Annotated in this window: 23 protein-coding genes; 19 read left to right on the top strand and 4 right to left on the bottom strand. The window is 41.1% G+C overall.

What is annotated here, in order from left to right; translation table 11 throughout:
• Window positions 1-98: 98 nt before the first annotated feature.
• From ACLI08_RS08795 to smpB, 3 genes are all read left to right on the top strand, one after another.
• Entirely contained in the window at window positions 99-947 is an 849-nt protein-coding gene (locus tag ACLI08_RS08795) for an aldose 1-epimerase family protein (protein ID WP_411428111.1), read from the top strand.
• A gap of 61 nt (window positions 948-1,008) precedes the next feature.
• Window positions 1,009-1,413, top strand: a complete 405-nt coding sequence (locus ACLI08_RS08790; protein ID WP_411428110.1) for a hypothetical protein — start codon at window positions 1,009-1,011, stop codon at window positions 1,411-1,413.
• A gap of 87 nt (window positions 1,414-1,500) precedes the next feature.
• On the top strand, window positions 1,501-1,953 hold the full coding sequence (smpB, locus tag ACLI08_RS08785) for an SsrA-binding protein SmpB (RefSeq protein WP_411428109.1): 453 nt from the start codon (window positions 1,501-1,503) through the stop codon (window positions 1,951-1,953).
• Between the two features lie 128 nt (window positions 1,954-2,081).
• Here smpB and ACLI08_RS08780 read toward each other — a convergent pair whose 3' ends face one another.
• Window positions 2,082-2,729 (bottom strand): protein-L-isoaspartate(D-aspartate) O-methyltransferase, encoded by a 648-nt coding sequence (locus tag ACLI08_RS08780; RefSeq protein ID WP_411428108.1) that lies wholly within the window; start codon window positions 2,727-2,729, stop codon window positions 2,082-2,084.
• Between the two features lie 171 nt (window positions 2,730-2,900).
• Here ACLI08_RS08780 and ACLI08_RS08775 point away from each other — a divergent pair, with 171 nt between their 5' ends.
• From ACLI08_RS08775 to ACLI08_RS08745, 7 genes are all read left to right on the top strand, one after another.
• The gene (locus tag ACLI08_RS08775; protein WP_411428107.1) at window positions 2,901-3,866 is read left to right on the top strand and encodes a Gfo/Idh/MocA family protein; all 966 of its coding nucleotides are present in this window, start codon (window positions 2,901-2,903) and stop codon (window positions 3,864-3,866) included.
• A gap of 75 nt (window positions 3,867-3,941) precedes the next feature.
• Complete coding sequence (locus ACLI08_RS08770; RefSeq protein ID WP_411428106.1) at window positions 3,942-4,832, top strand: 3-hydroxyacyl-CoA dehydrogenase family protein; 891 nt, start codon at window positions 3,942-3,944, stop codon at window positions 4,830-4,832.
• A gap of 78 nt (window positions 4,833-4,910) precedes the next feature.
• Window positions 4,911-6,125: a DUF1015 domain-containing protein gene (locus tag ACLI08_RS08765; RefSeq protein ID WP_411428105.1), complete on the top strand. Its 1,215-nt coding sequence runs from the start codon at window positions 4,911-4,913 to the stop codon at window positions 6,123-6,125.
• 84 nt (window positions 6,126-6,209) lie between these two features.
• On the top strand, window positions 6,210-6,872 hold the full coding sequence (locus tag ACLI08_RS08760; RefSeq protein WP_411428104.1) for a YggS family pyridoxal phosphate-dependent enzyme: 663 nt from the start codon (window positions 6,210-6,212) through the stop codon (window positions 6,870-6,872).
• 71 nt (window positions 6,873-6,943) lie between these two features.
• Entirely contained in the window at window positions 6,944-8,308 is a 1,365-nt protein-coding gene (locus ACLI08_RS08755) for an exonuclease domain-containing protein (protein WP_411428103.1), read from the top strand.
• Between the two features lie 3 nt (window positions 8,309-8,311).
• Window positions 8,312-9,235: a tRNA (adenosine(37)-N6)-dimethylallyltransferase MiaA gene (gene miaA, locus ACLI08_RS08750; protein ID WP_411428102.1), complete on the top strand. Its 924-nt coding sequence runs from the start codon at window positions 8,312-8,314 to the stop codon at window positions 9,233-9,235.
• Complete coding sequence (locus ACLI08_RS08745; protein WP_411428101.1) at window positions 9,226-9,966, top strand: acyl-[acyl-carrier-protein] thioesterase; 741 nt, start codon at window positions 9,226-9,228, stop codon at window positions 9,964-9,966. Before miaA ends, ACLI08_RS08745 begins: the two co-directional genes overlap by 10 nt.
• On the opposite strand, the gene ACLI08_RS08740 is transcribed toward ACLI08_RS08745, so the two are convergent.
• Window positions 9,967-10,692 carry a biotin--[acetyl-CoA-carboxylase] ligase gene (locus ACLI08_RS08740; RefSeq protein ID WP_411428100.1) on the bottom strand — a complete coding sequence of 242 codons (726 nt, stop codon included), beginning with the start codon at window positions 10,690-10,692 and terminating at the stop codon, window positions 9,967-9,969.
• Between the two features lie 96 nt (window positions 10,693-10,788).
• On the opposite strand from ACLI08_RS08740, the gene rsfS reads away from it, so the two are divergent.
• The 8 genes from rsfS (at window position 10,789) to ACLI08_RS08700 (ending at window position 17,519) form a co-directional block, all read left to right on the top strand.
• A complete protein-coding gene (gene rsfS / locus ACLI08_RS08735) occupies window positions 10,789-11,160 on the top strand; it encodes a ribosome silencing factor (protein WP_411428099.1) in 372 nt (123 codons plus the stop codon).
• Between the two features lie 18 nt (window positions 11,161-11,178).
• On the top strand, window positions 11,179-13,110 hold the full coding sequence (gene ftsH / locus ACLI08_RS08730; RefSeq protein WP_411428098.1) for an ATP-dependent zinc metalloprotease FtsH: 1,932 nt from the start codon (window positions 11,179-11,181) through the stop codon (window positions 13,108-13,110).
• Between the two features lie 107 nt (window positions 13,111-13,217).
• On the top strand, window positions 13,218-13,817 hold the full coding sequence (locus ACLI08_RS08725) for a lactate utilization protein B/C (protein WP_411428097.1): 600 nt from the start codon (window positions 13,218-13,220) through the stop codon (window positions 13,815-13,817).
• A gap of 2 nt (window positions 13,818-13,819) precedes the next feature.
• Window positions 13,820-14,629 (top strand): phosphatidate cytidylyltransferase, encoded by an 810-nt coding sequence (locus ACLI08_RS08720; RefSeq protein ID WP_411428403.1) that lies wholly within the window; start codon window positions 13,820-13,822, stop codon window positions 14,627-14,629.
• Window positions 14,619-15,272 carry a phosphatidylserine decarboxylase family protein gene (locus ACLI08_RS08715; protein WP_411428096.1) on the top strand — a complete coding sequence of 218 codons (654 nt, stop codon included), beginning with the start codon at window positions 14,619-14,621 and terminating at the stop codon, window positions 15,270-15,272. Before ACLI08_RS08720 ends, ACLI08_RS08715 begins: the two co-directional genes overlap by 11 nt.
• Window positions 15,273-15,275: 3 nt before the next feature.
• Complete coding sequence (locus ACLI08_RS08710) at window positions 15,276-15,539, top strand: acyl-CoA-binding protein (RefSeq protein ID WP_411428095.1); 264 nt, start codon at window positions 15,276-15,278, stop codon at window positions 15,537-15,539.
• Window positions 15,540-15,549: 10 nt separating this feature from the next.
• Complete coding sequence (locus tag ACLI08_RS08705) at window positions 15,550-16,329, top strand: superoxide dismutase (protein ID WP_411428094.1); 780 nt, start codon at window positions 15,550-15,552, stop codon at window positions 16,327-16,329.
• 116 nt (window positions 16,330-16,445) lie between these two features.
• On the top strand, window positions 16,446-17,519 hold the full coding sequence (locus tag ACLI08_RS08700) for an RHS repeat domain-containing protein (RefSeq protein WP_411428093.1): 1,074 nt from the start codon (window positions 16,446-16,448) through the stop codon (window positions 17,517-17,519).
• A gap of 84 nt (window positions 17,520-17,603) precedes the next feature.
• Here ACLI08_RS08700 and ACLI08_RS08695 read toward each other — a convergent pair whose 3' ends face one another.
• Together ACLI08_RS08695 and ACLI08_RS08690 are read right to left on the bottom strand one after the other, a co-directional pair.
• Window positions 17,604-18,644, bottom strand: a complete 1,041-nt coding sequence (locus tag ACLI08_RS08695; protein ID WP_411428092.1) for an RluA family pseudouridine synthase — start codon at window positions 18,642-18,644, stop codon at window positions 17,604-17,606.
• Window positions 18,645-18,664: 20 nt separating this feature from the next.
• On the bottom strand, window positions 18,665-19,264 hold the full coding sequence (locus tag ACLI08_RS08690; protein WP_411428091.1) for a PASTA domain-containing protein: 600 nt from the start codon (window positions 19,262-19,264) through the stop codon (window positions 18,665-18,667).
• Window positions 19,265-19,453: 189 nt separating this feature from the next.
• Between ACLI08_RS08690 and ACLI08_RS08685 the strand changes: the two genes are divergently transcribed.
• Window positions 19,454-20,440 carry a D-alanine--D-alanine ligase gene (locus ACLI08_RS08685; RefSeq protein WP_411428090.1) on the top strand — a complete coding sequence of 329 codons (987 nt, stop codon included), beginning with the start codon at window positions 19,454-19,456 and terminating at the stop codon, window positions 20,438-20,440.
• Window positions 20,441-20,446 lie beyond the last annotated feature (6 nt).

The following is a 20,446-nucleotide window of genomic DNA, read 5'->3' as shown; positions in this document are numbered from 1 at the left end:
ATTTATACCTGAAGCCATCCCTCACAATTTAATAAACAGCATAGTATTGTTAATCCGTAAGAGTTTTGATACATTAGCCTATTAAAACTAAAACACCTATGTCTGTAAAAATATCTTACGCTAACATAACCGCAAGCATTAATCCTCAAGGTGCCGAGCTCTTTTCACTAAAACAATCTGAAACAGAATATATGTGGGAAGGCAATCCTGAATTTTGGGGTAAGCACTCTCCCGTTTTATTCCCTATTGTGGGTACTTTAAAAGACAACAAATACAATGTAAACGAAGTAGAATACAATCTGCCGCGACACGGTTTTGCACGCGACAACGAGTTTACTGTAAAACACCAGGAAGAAAACAAGGTAGTTTTTTCGTTAACATCGTCAGATAAAACAAAACAAGTATATCCGTTTGATTTTGAATTGGAATTGATTTACACCGTAACCGAAAAAGGCCTTACGCTGGAATATGTAATTTCCAATAATGGAAGTGAAACCATGCCGTTTTGTATAGGCGCGCATCCTGCTTTTGCACTACCCGGTAATTTTGAGGACTATAGCCTGGTGTTTGAACAGGATGAACCCATTGTAAGCGTGCAGCTGGTAAACGACCTGCTATCTGATATTACAACAGAACTGCCGGTACACAATAAGACACTACCACTACAACATGGCCTTTTTGCTAATGACGCACTGATTTTTACCAACCTTAAAAGCCGCGGCATAACCATAACAAAAAATGACACCGATTATTTAAAAGTAACGTTTCCTAAGTTTCCGCACCTGGGCATATGGACAAAACCGGGAGCCCCATTTATATGCATAGAACCATGGCAAGGCTACAGCGATAGTAATAGTCCCACAAAAAGCTTTTACGATAAACCAGGAGTAATTACATTAGACCCGGGTACAAAGTATTCTACAGGTTTTGAGGTGGAAATTTGCTAAAAAGATATGCCTTTAAAGCAACGTTTTAACTAACCATGTATCTTACCAAAAAACAAAAACAATGATGAAGAAATTTATAGCCATTACTGCCTTATTTGTTGTAGCATTTATTACAGGGTGTAGCCTTTCAAACAACGAGCCCTACTGCTACTCTGCCGCTGCTGCACCGATAACGAGTGTAACCGGACCAGATACCGGCCAGGTAAACACACCTCTTACCTTTACTGTATTAATTCAGGCTGCAAGCAGCTGCGGCGAATTAGACCGTTTTTATGAATCTACAACAGGTTTCCCTAAAGATATTTCGGCTATAGTAAAGTACGAAGGCTGCAACTGCGATAATAAAGTAACATCATTAAGTAAGCAGTATACGTTTACCGCTGCAGCTTCGGGTACCTATACCTTGAGGTTTACAACCGCAAATTCTGCCGCCCCTATAGTAAAAACCATTACTATTACCCAGTAGTAAATGTTAACGCAATGTTGTACGGGTTAGGTTTTAAGTTACAATATTGTAGCTTTAAACTAATGTTAGTACCTTTGTAACCTTATTATGCAAAAAACAGTAAACATATTAAACAAGCGTGCCCGCTTTGATTACGAAATCCTGGACAGGTATACTGCGGGTATTGTACTGGCAGGCAGCGAAATAAAATCTATACGATTGGGTAAGGCCTCTATCGCAGAGAGTTTTTGCGAGTTTCAGAATGGCGAGCTGTTTGTTGTAAACAGTAATATAGAGGAGTATGCCTTTAGCAGGAACTTTGGCCATAAAGCCAAAAGTGAGCGTAAGTTGCTCTTAAACCGACGAGAACTGAAAAGTTTGGAGAAAGACGTACAGGCAAAAGGGCTTGCTATTATTCCTCTTAAAATGTTTACAAACGAAAAAGGTATTGCCAAACTGGAAATAGGCCTTTGCCGTGGTAAAAAGAATTATGATAAACGCGAAAGCATGAAAGAGCGCGACACAAAGCGCGACATAGACAGGCTTAAAAAGATGTACTAGTTTTTAGAGTCATAAAAAAGGAGGTGTTTGATAACACCTCCTTTTTTACTATATGTTTTTACTTTAAAATAATGCTTCAATAACATACCGATACGTGTTTTATGCGACACTTATACGTAACGTTACAACTAGTTTTTATCCTCGAGTAAAGGTACAAACCTAAACTCGCCCAGTTCGTGCTTCTCAAAGCGGGTTTCATCTATACGCACCAGTAAATTCATTATTTGGGTTTCATTTTCGCCGCCTACGGGTATAACCAGCCTTCCCCCTATTTTTAGTTGTGCCATAAGGGGCTTAGGTATCATAGGAGCACCGGCAGTAACAATAATGCTGTCAAACGGGGCAAAGTTCGGCAAGCCCTTGTAGCCGTCGCCAAAGGTAAGGTGCTTGGGGCGTATACCTAGCTTTGGTAATAATATGGAGGTGGATTTAAAAAGTTCGCTTTGGCGTTCTATACTATATACTTTGGCTCCCATAGCAAACAGCACCGCAGTCTGATAGCCGGAACCCGTACCTATTTCCAGTACCTTGTGGTCTTTTTCTACCTGCAGCAACTGGCTTTGGTACGCTACCGTATAAGGCTGGGAAATAGTTTGCCCTGCACCTATAGGAAACGCTTTATCCTGGTAGGCGTAGTCTTCAAAACTTGAATTTAAGAACAAATGGCGGGGCACTTTTTTTATAGCATCCAGTACTCTTTTATCGGTAATCCCTTTCTGTTCCAGTACACTTGCAAGTTGGTTACGTAATCCTTGGTGTTTCGCGGTATCTTTCAATTTTTTCCTCCGTTGTTTTTGGGTAAAATTAGTAAAGAAAGTTAATACTTTCCAAATAGAGTGTTAACAGAATTTCTATCAAAGAAAACAGATAATTGGCTATCATTAGCAACGCTTTTATTTGGATTTTCGCATTAAATAATCTTACTTTTGTTTAAAATAATAAAACCTATGCTAAAAGTTGGCGTTTTAGGCGCAGGCCATTTGGGTAAAATACACCTGCGCTTGTTAAACCAGTCTGAAAAATATGAACTTGTGGGTTTCTTCGACCCGAATGGCGAAAACGCCGAGAAAGTTTCAAAAGAATTTGGCTATAAAAAATTTGACACCATACAAGAACTTATTGCTGCTGTAGACGTAGTGGACATTGTAACCCCTACGCTATCTCACTTTGATTGTGCCAAAGAAGCCATTAGCGCAGGCAAACATATTTTTATAGAAAAGCCCATAGCAAATACCATAGCCGAAGCCGACGAAATTATTTTGCTGGCAAAACAGCACAATATTAAAGGCCAGGTGGGGCACGTTGAGCGTTTTAACCCGGCGTTTATTGCTACCAAAAGCAAAATAGAAAACCCTATGTTTATAGAAACGCACAGGCTGGCCGAGTTTAACCCACGCGGCACAGATGTACCTGTGGTGCTGGATCTTATGATACACGACATAGACGTAATACTAAGCGTGGTAAAATCGCCGGTAAAGGCTATTAGTGCCAGTGGCGTATCTGTAATTAGTGAAACCCCAGACATAGCTAACGCGCGTATTGAGTTTGAAAACGGTTGTGTGGCAAACCTTACAGCAAGCCGTATTTCGCTAAAAAATATGCGTAAGAGCCGTTTCTTTCAGAGGGACGCCTATATATCGGTAGACTTTTTAGACAAGAGCTGCGAGGTGGTAAAAATGAAAGATGCCCCTGAAACACCGGGCGACTTTGATATTATACTGCAAAATGCTGAAGGGTTAAAAAAACAGATTTATTTTGAAAACCCTGAAATTGAAGCAAACAACGCCATACTGGATGAGCTTGAAACCTTTGCCGACGCCATAAACAACGGAACTACCCCCACTGTAACGCTTGAAGACGGTACAGAAGCACTTAGGGTAGCGTACCAAATCATTGAGTGTTTTAAAAAATAAACAAACAATTTTACTATAACCCAAACACCTGTACCCCCGGCAGGCCATACCCTTTGTGGGAACGGGGATTAACCGATGAAAAATATTGCTGTAATAGGCGCCGGTACTATGGGCAACGGTATTGCTCACGTATTTGCGCAAAGCGGATTTAGCGTAAAGCTGATAGACGTTTCTGAAAAAGCACTTGAAAAAGGTATTAATACCATAGCCGCTAACCTTGACCGTATGGTGGCTAAAGGTAGTATTACCGAAGAAGACAAACACAAAACCATAGGCAACATTATTACCTACACCGATATTGAAGACGGTGTGGTAAATACAGACCTTGTGGTAGAAGCTGCTACAGAGAACGTAGACCTTAAATTAAAAATATTCAGGGACCTGGATAAATATTGTAGTGCAGATACCATACTGGCTACAAATACATCGTCTATATCTATAACCCAGATTGCCGCGGTTACCGCACCTGCAAGGCAGGATAAAGTTATAGGTATGCACTTTATGAACCCGGTGCCTATTATGAAGCTTGTAGAAATCATTCGTGGTTATAACACGTCTGATGCGGTTACAAAAACCATTATGGAGATGTCTGAAAAACTGGGCAAAGTACCTGTAGAGGTTAACGACTACCCCGGTTTTGTGGCAAACCGCATCCTTATGCCCATGATAAACGAGGCTATAGAAACACTGTACAACGGTGTAGCCGGCGTTTATGAAATAGACATGGTAATGAAACTGGGTATGGCGCACCCTATGGGTCCGCTTCAACTGGCCGATTTTATAGGACTTGATGTATGCCTTAGTATTCTAAACGTAATGTACGATGGCTTTAAAAACCCGAAATATGCACCGTGTCCGCTGCTTGTAAATATGGTACGCGCCGGTAAGCTGGGTGTAAAATCAGGAGAGGGCTTCTATGATTACAGCGAAAGCAAAAAAGCTGAAAAAGTAGCGTATAAAAAATAACAATATGTCCCGGTTTATCCGGGACTATTTGTCTTAGTCAGAATCTGAAATCTACAATCAAAAATCTGAAATTATCCCTTGGCCACAATAGTACCCTTTAAAGCAGTGCGCCCAGCGCGCGATAAAGTAAGCCTGGTTACCTGCCGGTCTTACGATGAATACAGCCCTGCCGAACTGGCTTCGCAGCTGGATTATAATCCGTTTTCGTTTCTGCATGTTCTAAACCCGGCTTACGTAAACCAGCAAAAGTTTTCCGAAACGGTACGCTTTCGTTCGGTACATAACAAGTATGTAGAGTTTAAGCATGATGAGGTATTAAAACAGGAAAACGTACCCGTTTTTTACCTGTACGAAATACAGAGTAAAAACAATGTGTATACCGGTATTATAGCAGGTACATCTATAGCAGACTATCAAAAAAACATAATTAAGAAACACGAAGACACCCTGCCCTACCGGGTTTCTTACTTTAAGGATTATATGCACCTTACTGGTTTTAATACAGAACCCGTGCTCATAACCTACCCCGAAAATGAAGACCTGGAACAGTGGATAACACAGCGCAAGCAAAAACGTCCGCTATACCTGTTTTCATCGCTTAACCGGGATAAGCATACATTGTGGCGCATAAAAGACACCGCGGAGATTGCCTGGCTACAGGCGCAGTTTGCCAACATGCCCAGCCTATACATAGCCGATGGCCACCACCGCAGTGCTTCGGCAGAGTTGTTGCATACAGAATATAAGGCTACAGGGGCTGAGAGCCTGGATTATTTTATGAGTTTCCTGATTGCAGAGAAAGACCTTAAAATATATGAGTTTAACAGGCTGGTACACGACCTTCACGGGCACACTGCCGCAGGTTTTTTAAGCCTGCTGGAGAAAGATTTCGTTATCGAAAACCGCCATCTTGAGCTCTGGAAGCCATCAAAAAAATTTGAGTTTGGCATGTATCTGCAAGGCGAGTTTTATTCGCTCACCTTAAAAGAAACTCATTTTGTCGACGTTCACGAAGCACTTGACGCACAGATCCTTTACACCAAAGTACTTCAACCGTTGCTTGGTATAGAAGACCTTAGAAATGACGACCGTATAAGCTATCTGCCCGGCACAAAATCTATTACCTCAATTAAAGAAGTTGTAGACGAAGGCCTGTACACTGTAGGCTTTACATTGTTCCCGGCGTCAATAGAGGAAATTAAAGCCCTTGCCGATAATAATCAGATTATGCCACCTAAAAGCACCTACATAGAGCCAAAGCTTAGAAGCGGATTGTTGGTGTATGAACTTTAGGTTATGCGGTAATTCGGTTATGTGGTTATTTGTATGTATCGTACCTTTGCCTATACTTTGAATCATTAACTGTAAACTGATAAAATGTCTATAGCAGATAACCTAAGCAGCATAAAAGCTACATTGCCTGACCATGTAACCCTTGTAGCGGTAAGTAAAACCAAGCCTGTAGCTGATTTAAAAGAAGCCTACGATGCAGGCCAGCGTATTTTTGGGGAAAATAAAATACAGGAAATGACCGAAAAATGGGAGCAGCTTCCCAAAGATATACAATGGCACATGATAGGCCACGTACAAACCAATAAGGTTAAGTATATGGCTCCATACGTTTCACTTATACATGGCGTAGACAGCCTTAAGCTGCTTACCGAGATAAACCGACAAGCTGCGCGTTATCGTAAAACTATTAACTGCCTGCTACAAATACATATAGCGGAAGAAGAAACCAAGTTTGGATTAAGTGAAGAAGAACTAAACATACTATTGACTTCAGATGAGTTTAAGCAAATGCAAAACATTTGCATTAAAGGCATTATGGGTATGGCTACTTTTACCGAAGATGAAGCCCAGATAAAAAAAGAATTCACACATCTGAAAACAATTTTTAACCATCTGAGTGAGCAACCTCAAACTACAAACTTTAAACCTGAAACCCTATCTATGGGAATGAGTGGCGATTATAAAATAGCTGTAGATTGTGGCAGTACTATGGTACGTATTGGCAGTAGTATATTTGGCAGCAGATAATTTTTGTATATTTGCATATAGCGGCTCTTCCCATCCGGTAAACTTTAAACTTAAAACCTGACACTAATTTTTTGTACGCAATACTCGACATAGAAACTACAGGAGGCCAGTTTAACGAAGAAGGTATTACTGAAATTGCCATATACCGATTTGATGGCCATGAGGTAACCGACCAGTTTATAAGCCTTGTAAATCCGGAAAAACCCATACAGCCTTTTGTGGTAAAACTCACCGGCATTAACAATGCCATGCTGCGTAGTGCTCCTAAGTTTTATGAGGTAGCAAAGCGTATTATAGAAATTACCGAAGGTTGTATATTGGTAGCGCATAATGCTCAGTTTGATTACCGTGTACTGCGCACCGAATTTAAAAACCTGGGGTATAATTTTGAAAAGCAAACCCTTTGCACAGTAGAGCTCAGCCAAAAGCTTTTGCCTGAACAACCATCGCACAGCCTTGGTAAACTGGTACGTTCGCTGGGTATACCCATGAGCGACCGCCACCGTGCTACCGGCGACGCTCTTGCCACTGTGCAGCTTTTTAAGCTATTGTTGCAAAAAGATACTGAAAAGGAGATTGTAAAAGGCCTGATTAAAACAGAAGGGCAAAAAGGGATTTCCCCGCGCCTGCTGGATATTATAGAAGGTCTTCCGGCAATAACCGGTTTGTACTACATTTACAAAGAAGACGGCACGCTTATATACATAGGCAAAAGCCGCAACATTCGTAAACGGGTTAACCAGCACTTTACCGGTAGTACTAAAAAATCAAAACGCATACAGCGCGACGCTTTTACGGTTACTTACGAGGAAACCGGCAGCGAACTTATTGCCCTGCTAAAGGAATGTCAGGAAATTAAGGTAAATAAACCTATCCTTAACCGTGCCCAGAAGAAAACGGTATATCCATTCTCTTTGTATACTGAAAAAGATAAAGATGGCTATTTAGCCCTTAAAATACTGAAGACAGACGGCCGTAAAAAAGAAATTATATCTTTTACAGGAGCGCTGGAAGCTAAGAGTGCGCTGTTCAGGATAACCGATAAGTATAAACTGTGCCAAAAAATAAACGGCATGGATCCGTCAGTTAAGCAGGCATGTTTCCCTTATGAAATGGGCGGATGCAATGGCGCCTGCATACACAAGGAAACCCCGCAGGAATACAATGCTCGTGTAGAAGACTTTATAAAGGCAAACAGCTTTTTAAACCAAAGCATAATCATTATAGATCGCGGCCGCGCTATAGACGAGCGTAGCGCAGTGCTTATAGAAAATGGCGTTTACAAGGGGTATGCATTTTTTAACCTGAATTACCAGGTAAATAAAATAGACATCCTAAAAAATATACTCATCCCCATGGAGAACAACCGGGATGTAAAAAAGATTATCCAGGACTACATCCGCAAAAAGAAAGCGCTTAAAACCATCCGTTTTTAACTAATGCCCCATACCCATACAAAATATCTTATCACGGTTGTAGGGCCTACCGCCATTGGAAAAACCGCCATGGCCATACAACTGGCACAGCATTATAACTGCGAAATTATATCGGCAGACAGCAGGCAGTTTTTTAAAGAAATGGCTATTGGTACTGCAGTGCCGTCATCAGAAGAACTTGCCGCGGCAAAACATCACTTTATACAGAACATAAGCATTTTTGACGATTATACGGTAGGCGACTTTGAGCGTGATGCTATAGCGAAGCTAAACGAACTGTTTAAAACCAACGATTATACCGTAATGGTAGGTGGTTCAGGACTGTATATAGATGCGGTTTTAAAAGGGTTTGATGATTTCCCTGATATAGGCCCTGATGTACGCGAACAAATAAGATCGCGCTATGAGGCAGAAGGCATTACCTACCTTCAGGAAGCATTAAAACGCCTTGACCCTGTACATTATGAAAATGTAGCAAAAGAAAACCCACAGCGTATGATGCGGGCCCTTGAGGTGTGTATTGGCAGTGGTAAGCCATACTCATCGTTTCTCAACGTAAAAAAGAACAGCAGGTCATTTACCCCTGTAATCATTGGGCTGGAAGCCGAAAGGGAGCTTATGTACAGCCGCATTAACCAGCGTGTAGACATAATGGTTCAACAGGGCCTTATTGAAGAAGCAAGAACGCTTTATCCTAACAAGCAACTTAACGCGTTGCAGACTGTAGGCTACCGCGAGCTATTTTCTTATTTTGATGGGGAATGGACGCAGGATTTTGCCATTGAGGAAATTAAAAAGAATACACGCCGCTTTGCAAAAAGACAAATGACTTGGTTTAAGCGCACTAAAGGTACCGCCTGGTTTGATTTTACTACACCGGCTTCAGATATTATTAATTACATAGACAACACTACAAAATGCCTATAGCACCTGATTTTACTTCGGTTTACAGCCACGACTGGGATATTAACTTTATTCAGTGTACTCCAAACGGGCTACTGAAACATACTGAACTCTGCAATATACTACAGCTAACCGCCGGTTACCATGCCGAAAAAGGCGGCCTTAGCTTTGCAGATATGCAGGAGCATCATCAGGCATGGGTACTAAGCCGTATGCGGGTTGAGGTAAATGAACTACCCCGCTGGCGCGACGTTGTTACTGTAAAAACGTGGATATACGATTTGCAGGGTTCGCGCTCCATACGCGCGCTGGAACTGTGGCGCGGTGATAAAAAACTCGCTGGCTCTGTTACGTACTGGGCTGTTTTTAATACCAAAACACGCCGTGCAGAAGCCTTGGCACTACCACACGAGCACTTCGAAAAATACCCTGACAGGGAAGCTACCACAACGTCATTTAAAAAAGTAGATTTAAATAGGGAAACAAACACTGCAGCCACGCGAACAACAGTACTGAGCGACCTTGATATTGTAAATCACGTAAATAACGTTAAATACCTGGAATGGTGCCTTGACACCATAAACCCTAAACCCTTGCTAAAACAGCAACTCGCCAGTTTTGATATGAACTTTTTGCGTGAACTGCAACTTAGCGAAACGGTAGATATAAAGACCAATGAGTATGAAAACCAAACGTTTTTTACCATAGACAAAGCCGATAAGCCCATATTTGCATTGGAACTTAACTGGAAATAATCAGTAAAGCAGTTGCACCTCTTTAATGCCATACTCGGCAAGGCTGTCATCTTCAAGCAATACCTGCAGCATACCGGAGTCGGTAACTTTTTGTATGATGCCCATAAAACGGCGCTCTCCTTTTTCAAAAGGCATAGGAACTCCTTTTTTAAACAAAAGTGTATGGTAACGCTCCCATAGCAATTCAGGATTACTTTGCAGTATTAGCAGGTTGCTTTGCAGCGCATCCAGTATGGTATTCAGCACTTCATCTTTATCAAACTCTCGTTGGGTTTCCGCATACATTGATGTCGCTTTTGGCAGGCCTGTAAAATCAGCTTGGTTCACATTAAGCCCTATACCTATAATGGCATAAAAACTGCCATCGCTCTTTATGCTGTTCTCTATCAGTATACCCCCCATTTTTTTATTACCTGCCAAAATGTCGTTAGGCCACTTTATGCTTACTGATGGTATCCCGGTTGCTATTACAGCCTGCGCGACAGATAGTGCCACCGCCACATTCAGCGTAAAAATGCCCGAAACATTAAATGTCTCCTGTTTCAGTAAAACACTAAACGTTAGGTTTTTGCCTGATTCCACCTTCCATTCAGCTCCCATTTGCCCCCTACCCTGCGTTTGGTGCTCTGCCACAACCACGGTAAAGTTTTCGGCATTTGTGTTTAGTACTAATTGCTTTAAGTAGTCGTTAGTAGAGTTTATGGCACTGAGTTTGATAATATTCATACGTAAAAAATACAAGAGGTTTAAGTTTTTCTCGTATATTTAAATTCAAAAGTAAATACAAAAAATGATAACTTTGCGTAACATATAACTTTTTAGATGGCGAAAAAAAATATTAGTAATGATGATCTGCTTGCCAATATCATCAAAGGGATTGAAGAAGTAAAAGGGAATGATATTGATATTCTGGATTTGAGGGAATTAGATAACACCGTGTGCGACTATTTTGTAATATGCAATGGTAACAGTAACACACAGGTAAACGCTATAGTAAATTCTGTTCAAAAAATAGTTTCTAAAGAACTGAAAGATAAGCCTTGGCATGTAGAAGGTACAGAAAACGGCGAATGGGTTCTTATGGATTATGTGAATATTGTTGTGCACGTTTTCCAGAAACACGTAAGGGAATACTACAATATAGAAAGCCTTTGGGGCGACGCCCGCATAACTTCTATTGCAACAAACTACTAAAAGAAGAAAGCAAATTTCATGTCAAACGATAATAAAACCAACAAGTTCAAGGTAAGCCCATGGGTAATTTACGTGGGTATAGCCTTGCTTTTCGTGGGGATAAATTACTTTTCGGGTACCACAACCTGGAGTGACCCTAAACAAACCACGATTTCAAATTTCTATAAGTACTTAGATAAAGGAGAGGTTCAAAAAGTAGTATATAACAAAACTACAACCGAAATTTTCCTGAAAGACAGCGCACTTACGGCAGACCCCGAGCACAAAAACGTACAGAAGGATATGTTCCAAAAGCCTAACAAAGGCCCGCACTACGTGGTAAACGTAGGTAGCGATAACGAACTTTTCCTTAAAAAACTGGACGATGCCAGCAAAGCAGGCAAGCTTGGAGAATATACCTCTCAGCCCGACAGTATGTGGGGTGAGTTGTTTATGGGAATCATTTTACCAATACTAATATTTGTAGTACTGTGGTTATTCCTAATGCGCAGGATGACCGGTGGCGCGCCGGGCGGCGGAGGCCAGATTTTTAATATCGGTAAAAGCCGTGCACGCCTGTTCGACGAAAAGAACGATGTTAAGGTAACCTTTAAAGATGTTGCCGGCCTTGAGGGTGCAAAAGAGGAAATCCAGGAAATTGTTGAATTCCTTAAAAACCCAGAAAAATATACCAATATTGGTGGTAAGATACCAAAGGGCGCACTTCTTGTAGGGCCTCCGGGAACCGGTAAAACACTACTTGCCAAGGCTGTAGCAGGCGAAGCTCGCGTGCCGTTCTTCTCGCTTTCGGGTTCAGACTTCGTGGAGATGTTTGTGGGTGTGGGTGCCAGCCGTGTACGCGACCTGTTTAAACAAGCAAAAGAAAAATCGCCTGCGATTATATTTATAGACGAAATAGACGCTGTGGGCCGTGCCCGTGGAAAAAACAACTTCTCAGGCTCTAACGATGAACGCGAGAATACACTTAACCAGCTCCTTACAGAAATGGATGGTTTTGGAACTAACACTAACGTGATAGTACTTGCCGCTACAAACCGTGCAGACGTACTGGATAAAGCGCTTATGCGTGCCGGTCGTTTTGACAGGCAGATTTATGTAGACCTTCCGGATATTCGTGAGCGTAGGGAAATTTTTGAAGTACACCTTAAGCCGCTTAAGAAATCTGAAGACCTTGACACGGAATTCCTGGCAAAACAAACGCCTGGATTCTCAGGTGCTGATATAGCTAACGTATGTAACGAAGCTGCACTGGTTGCTGCACGTAAAGACAAAAAAGCGGTAGATAAACAAGATTTCCTAGACGCGGTAGACCGTATTGTAGGTGGACTTGAAAAGAAAAACAAGATTGTTTCTACCGAAGAAAAACGTGCCATAGCCATACACGAGGCAGGCCATGCTACGGTAAGCTGGATGCTGGAACACGCGGCTCCACTTGTAAAAGTAACTATTGTGCCACGTGGGCAAAGCCTGGGTGCAGCATGGTACCTGCCGGAAGAGCGCCTTATTGTAAGGCCAGACCAAATGAAAGATGAAATGTGTGCCACTATGGGCGGACGTGCTGCTGAAAAGGTGATTTTTGACACCATTAGTACCGGCGCACTAAGCGACCTTGAAAAAGTTACACGCCAGGCACGCGCTATGGTAACAATATACGGCCTTAACGATAAGCTGGGTAATATTACATACTATGACAGCACAGGGCAAAGCGATTACAACTTCTCTAAACCTTATTCTGAAGAAACAGCAAAGGTTATTGACAGTGAAATATCTGCTCTTATAGAGGAACAGTATCAAAGAGCCATACAAATACTACAGGATAATAAGGATAAAATGCTAAAACTGGCTGATATACTTATAGAACGTGAGGTAATATTTAAAGACGACCTTGAAGATATTTTTGGCAAGCGCCCATTTGAAAGAGGTACCTCTGAAGTGGTAGAAGAAGCATAAAATATCAAAAACATAATAAATCAGTAAAAATCTTAATTCAACGTAAAAATTGAATTAAGATTTTTTTATCTTTGAACCTATAGCATAAACGGGGAATTTTAGAGAGGATGAGCCTATTCAGAAAAATATTTGGCACGGGAGATGTTTCGGGAGAAGAAAAGCAAGGAGATACAAGTCCGTTTTTACCGGAGAAACAACTTCCTGTTGACGAAATGTTTACCTTTAATTTTAAAAAAAACGGAGGCAAGTTTGTGTACTGCGACAGTACTACAGACCTGCACGAACAGTTTTTAAATATACTTGAAGAAAATGACTGGTTTGAGTGTGAAGCAATGACGTTTGAACCGGCATTATACCCGCTACTCGACGAAAATAAGCTGGTTTACAGGAATGCCACCAACCCGAAATTTTTAATTTCGACCTGCGAAAGCCTTGTGGCCGATGAAGGTTCTATCCTTTTTTCGTCTAACCAGTTTAAACATTTTAAACCAAGCGAGCTACCAGATAATATGGTAGTATATGCCACTACGAGCCAAATACTATCGAGCAAGAGCGATTGTTTGCGCCACATAAAAAAACGATACGATAAGGAGTACCCTACTAACATTACTGCATTAAAATACTTTGAAAAATCTAAAGACGAAGACTTTTTACACTACGGCAGTGTACCAAAGAACTTGTATTTATTGCTGTTAGAAGACCTGTAATGATGAGTGAAAGCCTTACCCGTTCTATATCTGGGATTGTATACATAGCGCTTTTACTGGGTGCCACCTTACTTTCAAGCATTTCATTTAAAATATTGTTTGTGGTTTTTATGTTTATTGCCGTGCACGAATACTGCAGGCTGGCAAAACTTAAAACCACTGTCCCCTTTATTATAACCCTTACGGGTTTTGTGCTTTTTGGCATTGTTACCACATCTGCGATTTACGAAAACTTACTACTTAACGCCGCTGCATTATTTGTATCGGGAGGCCTGGTTGTACGCCTGTTTGGTAAGTCACGAGTTGTAGTTTCAGACGACAATACTAAAATTGTTCAACTTATAGGTTATGTGATTATCCCATTCTTACTCATAATAAAACTACCATTTTTAGGGAGCGATTACAACCCTTATGTAATAGTAGGCATGTTTGTTATGATATGGGCTAATGATACCTTTGCTTATATTGTAGGCAAATCAATTGGTAAGAACAAATTATTTGAGCGTATTTCACCAAAAAAAACTATAGAAGGCTTTATAGGCGGCGTACTATTTACTGTTGCCGGCGCATACATATTAGGCTTATATTTTACCTTCCTTACACCGCTACAGTGGATGGGCTTTGCTGCAATAGTGGCTGTATTTGGTACACTGGGAGACCTGGTAGAATCTCAACTAAAGCGTAAAGCCGGGGTAAAAGACAGTGGAAACATTATGCCCGGTCATGGCGGAATTTTAGACCGCCTGGACAGTGTTATATTTGCCGTACCTTTCTTATTTTTGTATTATCAAATCATACTATATGTTTCATAAAGAAGGAGCTAAAATTATCTTTATTGCGCTTTTTACTACAACGGTAATCGCGCTTTTGTCAGAAAAATTTATAGCAGACGACACGCTAAAACTAATCATTCAGCTTATTGCGGTAGGGTTTCTTATCCTGGTGCTACAATTTTTCCGTAACCCAAGAAGACATGTTATAGCTACAGACCATAACATTATAGCCCCGGTAGACGGCAAAGTGGTAGTTATAGAAGAGGTTTACGAGCCTGAGTATTTTAAAGAAAAAAGGCTTCAGGTTTCTATTTTTATGTCGCCCATAAACGTACACGTAACACGCTATGCGGTAAATGGTTTGGTCAAATTCAGTAAATACCACCCGGGTAAATACCTTGTGGCGTGGCACCCTAAAGCCAGCGAAGAAAACGAGCGTACTACCGTAGTTATAGAAAACAATCTTTTTGGAGAGATCCTTTACAGGCAAATAGCCGGTGCCCTTGCCCGCCGTATCGTTAACTACGCGCAGGAAGGCATGCAGGTAATTCAGGGTACCGATGCAGGTTTTATAAAATTTGGTTCGCGCGTAGATATATTCCTCCCGCTTGGCACAGAGGTAAACGTTAAACTTAACCAAAAAGCCATAGGAGGTAAAACGATTATCGCAACAAAAGCGTAACTTATGCCCGATAAAGATTTAGATAAACTCTTTGAGGAAGCGTATGAAAGGGCGTGTAATATAACAGGCCCTCTACCCCCTGACGTAATGCTGCGCATATACGCATATTATAAACAAGCCACGGTGGGTATGAATATGCCAAACCACTATAATACGCACAACCTGCGCGATGCGTTTAAAATGAACGCCTGGATACAGGTAAGCCACCTGAGCCGGGAAGAAGCGCAGCAATTGTACATAGAAACAATAAACTCAATTATTCCATAAAATCGAAAATATGAAAAAGATAAGCATTTTTGTATCAGCATTAGCGCTTACTGCATCGTTGTATTCGTGCAAAGAAAAAAGCAACCTGGAACCTGTAGTTTCGGTTCCTGAAGCTCAAAAACAACAAGCAGCACCGATGGGAAATCCTGACGACGTAAAAGCAGAAGACCCTACAGGACGTTTTCAGATAGCTAAACTGGGCTACAAATATGATGACCTGGCACCAAACGTTGATGCCAGGACTATGGAGATACACTACTCTAAGCATTATAAAAAATATACTGACGAGCTAAACAAGGCCATAAAAGGTACACCTCTTAACACCAAAACTATTGAGGAAATTCTTACCACCCTTAGTGCAGACAACAAAGCTGTAAGAAATAATGGTGGTGGCTATTATAACCACACCCTGTTTTGGGAGATCATGGCTCCGAAGGCCGGTGGTGAACCTACAGGTGCTTTAGCAGAAGCCATTAAGGCAGACTTCGGTAGCTTTGATGCATTTAAAACCCAATTTACAGAGGCTGCAACCAAGCAGTTTGGTTCAGGATGGGCATGGCTGGTAGTTACTAAAGAAGGTAAACTTGCAGTTACCAGCACTGCAAACCAAGACAACCCACTTATGCCGGGGCAAGCTGTACCGGGCAAACCAATTCTGGGTCTTGATGTATGGGAGCATGCGTACTACCTTCAGTATCAAAACAAACGCCCTGATTACATTAATAATTTTTACAACGTTATTAACTGGAACGCTGTAAGCAAAAAATATGAGCAGGCACTTCCAAAATAATAAGTTGAACATAATAATATCAAAAAATCCGCAAATGCGGATTTTTTTGTTTTTATCCCGTTTTGGTAAGTTAAAAAATTTGAAGACTTTTGAACTTTAATACGTAACACAAACCAATGAAATATTTAACAATAGTTATAGCCTGTTTACTCGCTGTTTCCTGCAAACAAGATAAAAAAGAAACGATAAAACCGCCATATGAAAAAACCGACTGGGCATTTTACAAACTGAATGGCGACGTTCAACAAATAAGCACTGTTTCTGAAAAGGTAGACGGGCCGACTCCTGCCTATGGTACAGAATACAGTACGGACACCAATGTTTCGATGACGTTTAATGAATACGGTGATTTGATCTCTGAAAAGAAAACCGGCGGAACTGCTCTATTGGAAGATAATGTATTTGAGGGAAGAAACATCTTGTTATCTAAAAAACAGTATACTAGTGGAAAAATAGCCATTATACTGGAAAATCAATGGGATGCCGCGAAGAAAAATATAACCGCTGTGATTAAGCACAATCCTGATGGTAGCCCAATAGACCAGGTTAAAAACACCTACATAAAAGGTAAGCTAACCGAAACAGTACACCTAAACAACCAGGGTAGCGTAATCAGTAAGAATACTTTTAAATACGATAAAAAAGGGAACCTGATTCAAGAGGAAATTTATCCCGATGGGAACGTGTTGAAATTCAGTGTAAAGTATGAATACGACAGCGAAAGCAGAAAAGTAAGTGAAACACGATACAGTGCTGGTATGCTGGTGTACAAAACAGTTTTTACCTACCAGAACAATTTACTTAAAACTAAGGTAACCACAGACAGCAAAGGCAAAGATGAGTACAAAGAGGAATTTCAATATGATGCGAAAGGAAGAGTAGCCTTACACAAAACTATAGAAGTACCACTAAACTCGACGACAATAGAAAACTATACGTATGATAATGCAGGGAATACGCTGAGCTGGAGTACCGTCATAAAAGGAGAGCCGTCTATAAGTACCGAAAACACTTACGATACCAACAATAATCTTATGGGCATAAAAACCATGAGTGATAGTAAAGTAGTTGAAAGCCGTGATTACCGCTACACCTACGATACCCACAAAAACTGGATACAAAAACAGGTGAGCATAAATGGTAAGCCAACTTATAACGTTACCCGTACAATAACATATTACTCTAAATAAGCACCTGATAGAAATACAGATGAAAAAACACATAAGCCGGAATATATTCCGGCTTATGTGTTTTACTCTATATATATAACAACTTTACTCTTCGGCGGTATGAGATTTGGCATAAGTACGCCATTTGTCTATACAATCAACCATATCCTGAGGAATTTCGCTGTCAAAACGCATAAACTCTTTTGTTACAGGATGCTCAAACCCCAGTGTTTTGGCATGTAGTGCCTGACGTGGCAACGCCTTAAAACAGTTGTCTATAAACTGTTTGTATTTAGTAAACGTCGTCCCTTTTAATATAATATCGCCACCGTAGCGGGCATCGTTAAAAAGGGTGTGGCCTATGTACTTCATGTGTACGCGAATCTGGTGGGTACGGCCGGTCTCAAGCCTGCAGCTTACCAGCGTTACATAACCAAAACGCTCTAACACTTTATAATGCGTTACCGCATGCTTACCCTGGCTGCCATCGGCATACACTGCCATTTGCATACGGTCTTTAGGGTGGCGGTCTATATTGCCTTCTATAGTCCCCTCATCTTCTACAATATTACCCCAAACCAGTGCTACATATTCACGCTCGCTTGTTTTATCGGCAAACTGTTTTGTAAGGTGCGCCATAGCCATTTCAGTTTTAGCTATTACTAAAAGTCCGGACGTGTCTTTATCTATACGGTGTACAAGGCCAGGGCGTTCGCTGCTGTTCATGGGCAGGTTCTCAAAGTGGTACGCCAGTGCATTAACCAGTGTACCGCTGTAATTACCGTGCCCCGGGTGTACAACCATGCCCGGCTCTTTATTTACAATTAGCAACTGGTCATCTTCGTATACAATATCAAGCGGAATATTCTCAGGTTCAAGAAGATATTCGTAAGGCGGATGCTCCATAAGCACACGCACCACATCGTTTGATTTTACTTTGGCATTGCTTTTTACAGCAACATCATTAATATAAATATTCCCAGCTTCGGCTGCCTTTTGTATTTTGTTTCGGGTAGCATTTTCTACCAGATTCATCAAAAACTTATCTACCCTAAGCGGTTGCTGTCCTTTACCTGCCTCAAACCGAAAATGCTCGTACAACTCATCATTTTCAGCATCGATATCTACAATCGGCTTTGTGCTCATCTCTGTCATTTACTCCTTTACTATTCTCTTCCCGTGGTATCTACATCGGTGCTGTCTGTATCGGTAAAGCTTTCTTTACCATCGCCAAGCACAAGGTCAATTTTACTGGCTTTAAGCACTTTAGAGCCCGGCTTCACAGTCTTGCCGTTTACCTGCATTTCAAGCACTACGTCTTTTGCCATATACGGCTTATATATTTTTTCACCTTCTTCAAAACCGGCAGTTTTAAGCATAGGTACCGCCTGTCGATACGATTTCTGGATAAGATCCGGCAGTTTTACCGTGCCGTATCCGCCCGCATTTACCTTAACGTACACTTTACGGTTGTGTTTTACGTTTACCCTAGGCAACGGATCCTGCTCTGTAATGGTATAAGGCGGGAATGACGGATTAAAATCTACCGTGTCCAGCACTACAGCCTCAAGGTCTAATTCGTCCAGTTTTTCCTGGGCTTTTTCAACTGTTGTCTTTCTAAGGTCCGGTACAGGTATTTCTTCACCATGGTTGGTAAAAAAGTCGAGCCAATGCAGCAATACAAATATTACAACTACTATTATGCCCAGCGCTATGGCTACTTGTTTAAAAAAAACCGGACTTTTAAGAAAATTCTTTACACTCATGAATGGATAGATTTTTGCAAAGATACAAATTTATAGCGCATGCACTATATTTTTGGCGGTGTATAGCACCGGTTTAAAACGCAGGATTACTTAAATAGTATGTTTTTAAAATGTTTTTATGCCAAATAATAATACTTTTGTGTAGGCGTAACCGTTGTAGCTACGCCATAAACCTTTTTAATTGTTAAGATGAACGTAGCAGTAGTAATGGGCGGATATTCAGACGAGTCTGTCATATCCATTCGTAGTGGCCAACTGATTTTGAACAACCTGGACCGTAGTAAGTATACGCCTTTTGAAGTACATATTTTACCCGAAGGATGGCACGTGGTTATTGATGGTAAAAAATATCCCGTAACTAAAGCCGACTTTAGCTTTGAAAAAGAGGGTATTAAAACCAATTTTGATGTGGTCATTAATACCATACACGGCACCCCGGGAGAGGATGGTCAAATGCAGGCGTACTGGCAACTGCTGGGCATACCGTACACAGGATGTGGATTTTACCAAAGCGCGCTTACATTTAACAAAAGGGATACATTAAGTGTACTAAATAAATTTGGCATACCACGCGCTGCGAGTATTTACCTTAGCAAAGGCGACCCTGTAAACGCACAGGAAATAGCGGATAATCTTGGGCTTCCGTTTATGGTAAAGCCAAATCAAAGCGGTAGTAGCCTGGGTATAAGCAAAGTAAATAGCCTGGAAGAATTTGACAAAGCACTGGAATTTGCCTTCGCTGAAGACAACGACATACTAATAGAAAGTTTCCTTAAAGGCATGGAGGTATCTGTTGGCGTACTTAATTATAAGGGTCAAACCACGGTACTGGGTATAACTGAAATAGTTTCTCATAACGACTTCTTTGATTACGAAGCTAAGTATCAAGGGAAAAGCGATGAAATTACACCTGCCCGCCTTGATGAAGAAACGGAGAAAAAAGTACGCGAAGTAGCTATTAAAGCGTACGAAGCACTTGGTATGAGTGGCTTTACAAGATCTGAATATATAATAGTAAATGGTGAGCCACATTTTATAGAAATGAATACCAACCCAGGGTTGTCACCCGCCAGCATATTTCCGCAACAGGCTGGTGTAGCTGGTGTTGCAATGAGTGACCTGTTTGAAAACGAGATTGAACTGGCCTTGAAAAGAAAGGTGCTTTTTAAAAATTAGTAATCA

It is taken from the genome of Flavobacterium sp. RNTU_13 (assembly GCF_046614455.1).
GTDB lineage: Bacteria > Bacteroidota > Bacteroidia > Flavobacteriales > Flavobacteriaceae > Flavobacterium.
The sequence above is the reverse complement of the archived record's forward strand: the minus strand, read 5'-3'. Positions and strand labels throughout refer to the sequence as shown.

Bases quoted from the DNA above. Each gene is read 5' to 3' on its own strand.
- ACLI08_RS08705 (WP_411428094.1), top strand. From the start codon at position 15,550: ATGAAAAAGATAAGCATTTTTGTATCAGCATTAGCGCTTACTGCATCG.
- ACLI08_RS08685 (WP_411428090.1), top strand. From the start codon at position 19,454: ATGAACGTAGCAGTAGTAATGGGCGGATATTCAGACGAGTCTGTCATA.
- ACLI08_RS08725 (WP_411428097.1), top strand. From the start codon at position 13,218: ATGAGCCTATTCAGAAAAATATTTGGCACGGGAGATGTTTCGGGAGAA.
- ACLI08_RS08690 (WP_411428091.1), bottom strand. From the start codon at position 19,264: ATGAGTGTAAAGAATTTTCTTAAAAGTCCGGTTTTTTTTAAACAAGTA.
- ACLI08_RS08760 (WP_411428104.1), top strand. From the start codon at position 6,210: ATGTCTATAGCAGATAACCTAAGCAGCATAAAAGCTACATTGCCTGAC.
- ACLI08_RS08770 (WP_411428106.1), top strand. From the start codon at position 3,942: ATGAAAAATATTGCTGTAATAGGCGCCGGTACTATGGGCAACGGTATT.
- ACLI08_RS08710 (WP_411428095.1), top strand. From the start codon at position 15,276: ATGCCCGATAAAGATTTAGATAAACTCTTTGAGGAAGCGTATGAAAGG.
- rsfS (WP_411428099.1), top strand. From the start codon at position 10,789: ATGGCGAAAAAAAATATTAGTAATGATGATCTGCTTGCCAATATCATC.
- miaA (WP_411428102.1), top strand. From the start codon at position 8,312: ATGCCCCATACCCATACAAAATATCTTATCACGGTTGTAGGGCCTACC.
- ACLI08_RS08790 (WP_411428110.1), top strand. From the start codon at position 1,009: ATGATGAAGAAATTTATAGCCATTACTGCCTTATTTGTTGTAGCATTT.
- smpB (WP_411428109.1), top strand. From the start codon at position 1,501: ATGCAAAAAACAGTAAACATATTAAACAAGCGTGCCCGCTTTGATTAC.
- ACLI08_RS08695 (WP_411428092.1), bottom strand. From the start codon at position 18,644: ATGAGCACAAAGCCGATTGTAGATATCGATGCTGAAAATGATGAGTTG.
- ACLI08_RS08795 (WP_411428111.1), top strand. From the start codon at position 99: ATGTCTGTAAAAATATCTTACGCTAACATAACCGCAAGCATTAATCCT.
- ftsH (WP_411428098.1), top strand. From the start codon at position 11,179: ATGTCAAACGATAATAAAACCAACAAGTTCAAGGTAAGCCCATGGGTA.
- ACLI08_RS08715 (WP_411428096.1), top strand. From the start codon at position 14,619: ATGTTTCATAAAGAAGGAGCTAAAATTATCTTTATTGCGCTTTTTACT.
- ACLI08_RS08745 (WP_411428101.1), top strand. From the start codon at position 9,226: ATGCCTATAGCACCTGATTTTACTTCGGTTTACAGCCACGACTGGGAT.
- ACLI08_RS08775 (WP_411428107.1), top strand. From the start codon at position 2,901: ATGCTAAAAGTTGGCGTTTTAGGCGCAGGCCATTTGGGTAAAATACAC.
- ACLI08_RS08700 (WP_411428093.1), top strand. From the start codon at position 16,446: ATGAAATATTTAACAATAGTTATAGCCTGTTTACTCGCTGTTTCCTGC.
- ACLI08_RS08740 (WP_411428100.1), bottom strand. From the start codon at position 10,692: ATGAATATTATCAAACTCAGTGCCATAAACTCTACTAACGACTACTTA.
- ACLI08_RS08720 (WP_411428403.1), top strand. From the start codon at position 13,820: ATGAGTGAAAGCCTTACCCGTTCTATATCTGGGATTGTATACATAGCG.